Below are 2463 nucleotides of genomic sequence, written 5' to 3' on the forward strand. Positions count from 1 at the left end.
TTGATCAGCTTCACACTCTTGGGTGGTCTACAAATTTTAAATCTGTCCCTTCTGCAACTATTGGGGGAAGGTATTGCGCAGCAAATGGCTTTACTTATATCCATCGTCATCATCTCCGGAATCATTGATCTACCCTTTTCCTGGTACAAACAGTTTTATCTGGAAGAACGCTTTGGCTTTAATCGTATGAATGCCAAATTATTTTTTAGTGATATGTTCAAAGGTCTCGGGGTTGGTGGTGCGATTGGTGTTCCCCTCCTTTGGGTCATTCTGAGTTTGATGGCTCAAGCAGGAGACCTTTGGTGGCTCTGGGCCTGGGGTGTTCTTACTGCCTTCAGTTTGTTAATGCAGTGGGTATTTCCGACCTTTATCGCACCAATCTTTAATAAGTTTGAAGCGCTAGAAGAAGGTGCACTCAAAACACAAATCGAAGCCTTACTCAAACGTTGTGACTTTGCAAGCCAAGGTCTATTTGTGATGGATGGCAGTAAACGTAGCGCACACGGAAATGCATTTTTTGCCGGCATGGGTAAAGCGAAGCGTATTGTCTTTTTTGATACCTTGATTGAAAAACTCAATCCCGGCGAAGTAGAGGCAGTACTGGCTCATGAACTCGGTCACTACAAGTGCAACCATATTCGTAAACGCCTACTGGTTTCTTTTGCCTTGAGTTTTGTCACGCTGGCACTACTAGGCTGGGTCAGCACACAGCCATGGTTCTACAGCGACCTTGGCGTGATGCCCAACCCGAATGGGTATAACGGCGGCTTGGCTTTAGCGCTCTTTATGCTGGTATCACCAGTATTTAGCTTCTTCCTTACCCCACTATCGAGCTTGGCATCACGTAAACATGAATACGAAGCCGATGGTTTTGCTGCAGATAAATCCTCCGCAAGTGATTTAATCTCGGCCCTGGTCAAGCTCTATCAAGACAACGCCTCGACTTTAACGCCAGATCCGATCTATACCGCTTTCTATAGCTCACACCCTCCCGCGCCATTGCGCATTGCCAATCTCAAACGTTTTAGCTAAGTAATCTGGAATTGATTTAGTTAATGGAACAATTTCATGCGCTATTAACCGCCTCCTATGGAAGACATTATTTAGCGCAGCGTTTAGTAAAAGATGATCGTGGCAATGAATCTCCTATCGGTGAATTAATTCAGGTAAGCACGCCAGCAAAGCAGCATATCGGCGCGGTAGGTGATCGTATGTTATTGGAAATGACTTCAGCTGATCAAGCGCGAATTATTCGCATCGAGCCACGAGAAAATTTACTCTATCGATCCGATGCTTTTAAAAGCAAACTCATTGCCTCAAATGTTGATCAAATATTAGTCGTGCTAGCTACACAACCCGCTTTCTCACCCGATCTTTTGGGAAGAGCGGTTGTCGCTGCTGAAACCAATCAAATTGGTTTACATATTCTGCTCAACAAGTGCGATCTCAAAGATAACTTAGAACACGCCCGCAAAATCATTGCGCCCTATGCGCGTATGGGCTACCCCGTAACAGAGGTATCTGCCAAGTTTGATGAGGCCTCCATTGAAGCATTGCGACCAGCTATCTCCGGCAAGGTATCGGTATTTGTAGGTCAATCCGGTATGGGTAAATCTAGCCTACTCAATGCCTGGGTCCCCAACGCTGCAGCGATTACTCAAGAGTATTCAGTTCGCTTAGATACCGGCAAGCACACCACAACAGCTTGCCGCTACTTTGAGTTGCCTGAGACTTGGGGGCGTGATGCTAACGGCAAATTAGGTGCTTTAATTGACTCTCCAGGCTTTCAGGAATTTGGCTTGGCCCACATGTCGGTGAGTGAACTAGAGCATGCCTTTAGGGAGTTTCATGATCTGCTCGGCAAGTGTCGCTTTCATAACTGCGCCCATCAATCAGAACCCGATTGTGCGATACGAGAAGCAGTCGACAGAAGTGAAATAGCGCCAGAAAGACTGGCGCTATTTAGGCAATTACGTTCTGACTCAAAAACCGCTGATACGCAGATTCAGGGAATTAGCCAAGCCAAAGAGCGATGGTCAGCATTAGCAATAAAGCCATCCAAGCGATAACCAAGCGCCACACCAAGCCAATGGCGGAGCGCATCGTACGCTCATTCGGCTCAAGCCCCACTTCGTACACAACAGGCTCACCTGCTTCAGCCATGCGCAACGCTTCATCGCTATCGGGCTCGCTCATTGGCTCACCCAAACGAACACCTAATGCACCACTACCGGATGCCAAGATCACCGCCGATAAAGAGTCGGACCATTTGCCAGTCAGGTGGCGCCATGCGTAGACTGCACCTTCAAAGTTGCCGACGATCGCAAAGCCCATTGCCGTAATACGTGCAGGCACCCAATCCAATACGTAGAAGAAATGACGCGCTGCTTCACTTAAATTGAAATCGCCTTTTTCTGACCAACGCTGGGCAGCTGTATCAGCCAAGCGATACAAGACCACACC

At 47.5% G+C, this 2463-nt stretch carries 2 protein-coding genes and 1 pseudogene; 2 read left to right on the forward strand and 1 reads right to left on the reverse strand.

Going from position 1 to position 2463, the window contains the following annotated elements; all coding sequences use genetic code 11:
• Positions 1-1032 (forward strand): M48 family metallopeptidase (locus B7X71_RS15180; RefSeq protein WP_293601297.1); only part of this gene is annotated, 1032 nt, incomplete at its 5' end.
• Positions 1033-1055: 23 nt separating this feature from the next.
• Entirely contained in the window at positions 1056-2069 is a 1014-nt protein-coding gene (gene rsgA, locus B7X71_RS15185) for a ribosome small subunit-dependent GTPase A (protein ID WP_293599098.1), read from the forward strand.
• Here the strand turns inward: rsgA and B7X71_RS15190 are convergent.
• Positions 2014-2463, reverse strand: a pseudogene (locus tag B7X71_RS15190) (cobalamin biosynthesis protein CbiB); the annotation flags it as partial. The gene rsgA and the pseudogene B7X71_RS15190 overlap by 56 nt on opposite strands.

The sequence above is a fragment of the Polynucleobacter sp. 39-46-10 genome, assembly GCF_002282275.1.

Excerpts from the sequence above, each read along its gene's own strand:
- rsgA (WP_293599098.1), top strand. The coding sequence starts at position 1,056 with ATGGAACAATTTCATGCGCTATTAACCGCCTCCTATGGAAGACATTAT.